Source organism: Hydrogenophaga sp. (assembly GCF_026125825.1).
In the GTDB taxonomy this organism is placed as follows: domain Bacteria; phylum Pseudomonadota; class Gammaproteobacteria; order Burkholderiales; family Burkholderiaceae_C; genus Hydrogenophaga.
Window position 1 is genome coordinate 1 of the sequence record NZ_JAHCKK010000146.1, and the last position, 6,511, is coordinate 6,511.

Annotated in this window: 6 protein-coding genes; all 6 read right to left on the bottom strand. The window is 67.7% G+C overall.

Features of this window, described 5'->3' with window-relative positions:
* The coding region (locus KIT86_RS23620; RefSeq protein WP_297402952.1) for an acetyl-CoA carboxylase carboxyltransferase subunit beta at positions 1–546 on the bottom strand (546 nt) is incomplete at its 3' end.
* Positions 547–687: 141 nt separating this feature from the next.
* Complete coding sequence (trpA, locus tag KIT86_RS23625) at positions 688–1,497, bottom strand: tryptophan synthase subunit alpha (RefSeq protein WP_297402954.1); 810 nt, start codon at positions 1,495–1,497, stop codon at positions 688–690.
* Entirely contained in the window at positions 1,494–2,762 is a 1,269-nt protein-coding gene (trpB, locus tag KIT86_RS23630) for a tryptophan synthase subunit beta (RefSeq protein ID WP_297402956.1), read from the bottom strand. The genes trpA and trpB overlap by 4 nt, the downstream gene beginning before the upstream one ends.
* A 42-nt stretch (positions 2,763–2,804) precedes the next feature.
* Positions 2,805–3,485, bottom strand: coding sequence for a phosphoribosylanthranilate isomerase (locus tag KIT86_RS23635; RefSeq protein ID WP_297402958.1), 681 nt, complete (start codon positions 3,483–3,485; stop codon positions 2,805–2,807).
* A complete protein-coding gene (gene truA / locus KIT86_RS23640; protein WP_297402960.1) occupies positions 3,482–4,297 on the bottom strand; it encodes a tRNA pseudouridine(38-40) synthase TruA in 816 nt (271 codons plus the stop codon). Before truA ends, KIT86_RS23635 begins: the two co-directional genes overlap by 4 nt.
* A gap of 19 nt (positions 4,298–4,316) precedes the next feature.
* On the bottom strand, positions 4,317–6,511 hold a 2,195-nt coding region (locus KIT86_RS23645), incomplete at its 5' end, for a FimV/HubP family polar landmark protein (RefSeq protein ID WP_297402962.1).

Below are 6,511 nucleotides of genomic sequence, written 5' to 3' on the forward strand. Positions count from 1 at the left end.
GGCCATCTGCATCAGGCTGAGCAGGCCTTCCTGCATGCGCGCGCCGCCGGTGGCGGTGAAGCTGACGAACGGCGTCTTCTGCTCGAGCGCGGTCTCCACGCCGCGCACGAAGCGCTCGCCGACCACCGAGCCCATTGAGCCGCCCATGAAGTCGAACTCAAAACACGCAACCACCAGGCTGACGCCGTGCACCGCGCCGCCCATGACCACCAGCGCGTCGGTCTCACCGGTGGTCTCCAGCGCATCTTTCAAGCGCTCGGGGTACTTGCGGCTGTCTTTGAACTTGAGCGCATCCACCGGCAGCACTTCCTGCGCGATTTCATACCGGCCTTCTGCATCGAGGAAGGCATTGAGGCGTGCGCGCGCCCCGATGCGGTGGTGGTGGCTGCAGTGCGGGCAGACGTTCTGGTTCTTTTCCAGGTCGTTCTTGTAGAGCACGGCTTCGCAGCTTGGGCACTTGATCCACAGACCCTCGGGCACGCTGCGGCGCTCGGTCGGGTTGGTGGGGGTGATCTTCGGGGGCAGCAGTTTTTCGAGCCAGGACATCATTTCTCTCCGTGCAGGCAGACTAGAAGGAATTAAACCATGCGAGGGGCGAAAGCGGGCCAGCCGCCGGGCCGCCCCCAAGGCAGGTCCAGCCCCCTCGGGGGGAGGCGACCCGCGCAGCGGTGGAGCGTGCGGGCATGTTTATGCGTCGAGCGCTTTGCGGATGGTGCGAAGGAACTGGATGGCCACCGCCACCACCTTTTCGTGCGGCTCGTTCTCCAGCAACTGGATGATCTTGCTGCCGATGACCACCGCGTCGGCGGTCTGGCCGATGGCACGCGCCGTCTCCGCGTCGCGGATGCCGAAGCCCACGCCCACCGGCACGTTCACATGCGCGCGGATGCGCGGCAGCATGGCCTGGACTTGGCCAACGTCCAGGGTGCCTGCACCGGTGACGCCCTTGAGCGAGACGTAGTACACATAGCCGCTGGCCACGCGAGCCACCTGCGCCATGCGCTCGTCGGTGGAGGTGGGCGCCAGCAGGAAGATCAGATCCATGCCGTGTTCGCGCAAGGAGGCGGCGAATGCTTCGCATTCTTCGGGCGGGTAGTCGACGATCAGCACACCGTCCACGCCGGCCTCGCTGGCATCGCGCACGAAGGCGCCCGCGCCATGCTTCTGGTCGTAGCGCTCCACCGGATTGGCATAGCCCATGAGCACCACGGGCGTGGTGTTGTTGCGCTCGCGGAAGCTGCGCACCATGGTCAGCACCTGCGCCATGCCGATGCCCAGCGCCAGCGCGCGGTCGCCTGCCTTCTGGATCACCGGGCCATCGGCCGATGGGTCGGAGAACGGCACGCCGAGCTCGATGATGTCGGCCCCCGCTTCGGCCATGCCGTGCATCAGGTCGGGCGTGATGTCGGCGAACGGAAAGCCCGCGGTGACATAGGGAATCAAGGCCTTGCGACCCTGGGCCTTGAGCTGGGAGAGGGTGTGATCAATGCGGCTCATTTGGCGCTGCCTCCCTTCACGGTCAGTCCGCGCATGGAAGGTCGGTCGTAAAAATCGACGCCGGAGAGGTCGGCGACGGTGCCGATGTCCTTGTCGCCCCGGCCCGAGAGGTTGACCAGGATGGATTGATCGGGCTTCATGGTCTTGGCCAGCTTGAGGGCGTAGGCCACGGCGTGGCTGGACTCCAGCGCGGGGATGATGCCTTCGGTCCGGCACAGGCGATGGAAGGCTTCGAGCGCCTCGCTGTCGGTGATGCCCACGTACTCGGCGCGGCCGATGTCCTTGAGGAAGGCGTGCTCCGGTCCCACGCCGGGGTAGTCCAGGCCCGCGCTGATGCTGTGGGTCTCGGTCACCTGACCGTTGTCGTCCTGAAGCACGTAGGTGCGGTTGCCGTGCAGCACGCCGGGGCTGCCTTTTTGGAGCGAGGCCGAGTGCTTGCCGCTCTCCAGGCCTTCGCCGGCAGCTTCCACGCCGATCAGGCGCGTGCCCTCATAAGGGATGTAGGGGTGGAAGATCCCCATGGCATTGCTGCCACCGCCCACGCAGGCGATCACCGCATCGGGCTGTTCGCCGCGGCAGCCGGCGGTGGCCAGCATCTCGGGCACCTGCACCAGGCACTCTTCACCGATCACGCTCTGAAAGTCTCGCACCATCATCGGGTAGGGATGCGGGCCGGCCACGGTGCCGATGATGTAGAAGGTGTTGTCCACGTTGGCGACCCAGTCGCGCATGGCCTCGTTCAGTGCGTCCTTGAGCGTCTTGCTGCCCGACTCCACCGGCACCACCGTGGCGCCCAGCAGCTTCATGCGGTAGACGTTGGGGCTCTGGCGCTTGACGTCCTCGCTGCCCATGTAGACCACGCACTCCAGGCCATAGCGCGCGCAGATGGTCGCGGTGGCCACGCCGTGCTGGCCGGCGCCCGTCTCCGCGATGATGCGCGGCTTGCCCATGCGGCGCGCGAGCATGGCCTGGCCAATGGTGTTGTTCACCTTGTGCGCGCCGGTGTGGTTGAGGTCTTCGCGTTTGAGGAAGATCTGGGCGCCACCTTCCTCGCGGCTCATGCGCGCGGCGTGGTAGACCGGGCTGGGGCGACCCACGAAGTGGGCCAGTTCGCTTTTGAATTCGGCCAGGAACTCGGGGTCGTGCTGGTACTTCGCGTACGCCGCCTTGAGCTCGTTGATCGCGTGGGTGAGCGTCTCGCTCACGAAGCTTCCGCCGTAGATGCCGAAATGGCCGCGGGCGTCGGGTTGCTGGTAGGTCTGCATGGGGTGTCTCGGTGGAACTGCCAGCCTGACCCCATGGGGGATTCAGGTCGGGCAGGGGGTCTGCGCATCGGCCGCCCGCACGGCGGCCACGAAGGCGAGCATCTTGTCGGGGTCCTTGATGCCTTTGGCGGCCTCGACCCCGGAGCTCACGTCAACGGCCCAGGGCCGCACGCGCGTGATGCCATCGGTCACGTTTGCAGGCGTGAGTCCACCAGACAAAACGAGGCGAGAGCTGGCGTTTAGAAGTGGATGTGACCAAGGGAAGGCTGTCCAGTCAAAGGATTGGCCACCGCCGCCATAGCCCTCGACGAGCGCGTCGAGCAGGATGGCCTGGGCGGCCGAGTGGTCCGAAGCGTATTTTAGAAGATCAAAGCCAGCCCCGGCAGGGCCGGTGGGAATGCGGGCTGCGCGCAGGTAGGGGCGGCCTGCGGCCTGGCATTCAGCGGCCGTCTCATCGCCATGGAACTGCAGCAAGGCCTGGGGCACGGCGTCGCAACCCTCGCGGATGTGATCCAACGGGGCGTTGACGAACAGCAGGACCGGCGTGACGAAGGGCGGCAGGCGGCTTGCGAGCTCGCCAGCGCGTTGCGCCGTGACATGGCGGGGGCTCGGGGCGTAGAGCACGAAGCCGATGGCATCGGCGCCAGCCCGCACGGCCGCGTCCACGTCTTCCTCGCGGGTCAGGCCGCAGATCTTGATGCGCGTGCGGTGGTGGGGTGTCATGGCAGCCAGTCGAAAGCAGGGGTGCGCTCGGGCAGACCCCATGCGGCATCGTAGACCGGCCCGAGAAAGTACAGGCCGTCAGGGGAAAAGGTCGGGGCGGCGGCGTCGCGGCTGCGGGCCTGAAGCACCTCGGCCATCCAGGCAGCGGGTCGGTTTCCGCTCCCGATGGCAATCAGGCAGCCCATGATGTTGCGAATCATGTGGTGCAGGAAGGCTGAGGCCTCGAACTCGAAGCGCCAATAGCTTGCGCGGCGCACGATGTCCACCCGCATCAAGTGCTTGACAGGCGAGTGCGCCTGGCACTGTGAAGCCCGGAACGACGTGAAATCGTGTTCGCCCAGCAGTGCCTGCGCCGCCTGCAACATCGGCTCCAGCGCCAGCGGGCGAAACACCCAGCCCACCTGGCCAGCATCGACGCTCGGGCGCACCGGTGATTCAAGCAACACATAGGCATAGCGGCGCGAGCGGGCGCTGGCCCGGGCATGGAAACTCTGGGGAACGTGGCGCGCCCATTGCACGGCGATGGTGTCGGGCAGAAAGCTGTTGGTGCCACGGACCCAGGCGTTCTCGGCGCGTTCGAGCAGGGTGTCGAAGTGCACCACTTGCATCAGGCCATGCACCCCGGCATCGGTGCGGCCCGCGCAGAGCGTCTTTACCGTGTCCCGGCCGCTGAAGCGCGTCAGCGCCTGCTCGAGATGGTCTTGCACGGTGCGCCCGCCCGGTTGGCTTTGCCAGCCGTCGTAGGCGCGACCGTTGTAGCTCACGCCCAGCGCGACGCGGGTGAGGCTGGGCTCCTGGGGCGGTGGGGGCAAAAGCGAAACCGCGGACGCGTCAGGCCAGATCGGCCAGGAAAGTCCCTGCCTTGGCCTTGAGCGAGCCCGAGGCTTCGGCCAGGACTTCCTCGGCCAGCGAACGCGCACCCTCGAAGTCGCCGATGGCGCGGAATTCCTCCGCGAGAGACAGCTTGGTCTCCAGCGGATTTTCTTCCGTGAGGCGATCGGCCGAGGTGGCGTCGTCCTCCACAGGCGGCGTGTTCAGGTCGAGGTTGAGGTTGTTCAGGTCGAACGACAGCATGTCAGCCGCCGGTGGCGGTGTCTGTGGGCGCACCTCCGAGGCATGGGGCGTGTCCAGATCGATGATCGGATCGTCGTCAAACGACAGCGCGTCGAGGTCGGACGCTGGGGTGCGGTCCTTGGCCTGCACCGGCTCGGGCGCATGCTCCTGCAGCGGGGCGGGGCCGGACGGGAAGTCCAGATCGAAGTCCATCGACATCGACGAGGGCGGGCCTTCCTTGGCGTCTGCGGGCGCATGGGTCAGCGTCTCGGTCATCTTGAGATCGTCCATGCTGGACATCCCTGCTTCCGGCGGAGCCAGCGGTGCGGGGGCCGAAGGTTCGTCGAGCGAAAAATCGAGATCCAGGTCAAGATCGCCCAGGCCGGAGGGCGGTGCCTGTTTGCCGGGTTCGTTCAGCGTGCTGGCGCCAAAGGGCATGGTGTTCAGGCCAGCCCCCGCGATGCCTGCCGTGGCCGCGATCTTCACGGCCGGGCTGCCACCCGGTTGGTACAGGGGGTTGGACGGGTCCAGTTCCTTGCCGAGCTCACAGGCGTGTTCCCATTCCGGACCCTGGCCTTGCGTGAGGTTGTAGGCTTCCGTCGCCACCACCTCGAACGCGCGCGCATCGCGCCGCTTGGCATAGATTTCCAGCAGCTTGTTGTGGATGGCCACGCGCGTGGGCGTGCTGCGCATCGCTTCCTTGAGGATTTCCTCGGCCTGGAGGTCGCGGCCATAGGCGAGGTAGACGTCGGCTTCGGCCACCGGATCCACATCGCCCGCCGCATCCAGCTGGCTGGGGGAATAGACCATGGACGAGCCCGAGGCGACGGACTCCGCGGTGTCGATTCGCTGGCCACCACTGGAGCCGAAGAACGAATCGGGTTGAAGGCGGCTTTCCAGGAAGGAGCTGTCGACGCTTGAGCCATGCTTGCGCTGGCGCATGCGATAGAGACCCAGCCCGGCGAGCAGGGCCAGCAGACCGCCTGCCAGTGGCAGGGCCAATGGGTTGTCACGCAGCTGGTCGAAGAACGAAGGCTCGTCGGGCAACGGGGTGGGGACGGGCAGCGGGGGTTTCACCGGTGCGGGCGTGGTCGAGGGCGCTTCGGCCGCCGGTGGCTCGACCGGCGGTGTGGCCGGGGCTTGCGCCGCGGGCGCTGCGGGTGAGGGCGCCGCCTCGGTCGGGGCGGGTGCCGTGGGCACGGTCACCGTAGGTGCCGGTGCCGGTGCCGGCGCGGGTGCAGGGGCCGCTGCGGCAGGGGCCGGGGCCGGCGCTGCAGGAGCGGGCGCGGCAGGAGCGGGCGCGCCGCCAGCACCCAGCTTGGACAGCTCCTCGATGTTGCGTGAGAGTTCGGCCACGCGCGAAGAGGCCTCCTTGGCCTGCCGCTCTTTGGCGATCTTGTCTTCGTTGGCGGCCTGGCCCGGCGCGGCCTCCTTGGACAGCGTCAACTTGTCGGCGGCCGGTGCGGCAGGCTTGGCTTCCTTGACTTCTGTCTGCACCTGGCCGGCGGCCTGTCGATCAGCGGCAGCCACACCGGCTTCGGGCGCGCTGCCCGCGAGGCGCCGGCGGAATTCGTTGAAGTCCCGGCTTTGCGCCGTGATGGTCTGGCGGGCTTCGCTCGGCGCGATGGCGCTGGCTTGCGCTGCGCTGGGCAGGTCGAGGACCACGCCGGCCTTCATGCGGTTGACGTTGCCCGAGATGAAGGCATTGGGGTTCTGCCGCAGCATGGCCACGAGCATCTGGTCGAGGGACACCTCGGCAGGTTTGTTGGCCGCGGCAATGCCGCCAGCGGTGTCGCCGGCCTTGACTCGGACCTGGCCTCCACCTGCGCTGCTGGGAGCGGCCGGCGCAGGCGTGGGCCGTGCCACCGGTGCGGGTGCCGGCACGGGCGCCGCAGCAGGTGCGGGTGCCGCGGCGGCAGGCGCCGGGGTGGCGGCCCTGGGCGGTTGGACCTGGGGTTGGGACACGCTGGGTG

What these genes read in the sequence shown, in the direction of transcription:
- KIT86_RS23635 (WP_297402958.1), bottom strand. Translation starts at nt 3,485, where the DNA reads ATGACACCCCACCACCGCACGCGCATCAAGATCTGCGGCCTGACCCGC.
- trpB (WP_297402956.1), bottom strand. Translation starts at nt 2,762, where the DNA reads ATGCAGACCTACCAGCAACCCGACGCCCGCGGCCATTTCGGCATCTAC.
- trpA (WP_297402954.1), bottom strand. Translation starts at nt 1,497, where the DNA reads ATGAGCCGCATTGATCACACCCTCTCCCAGCTCAAGGCCCAGGGTCGC.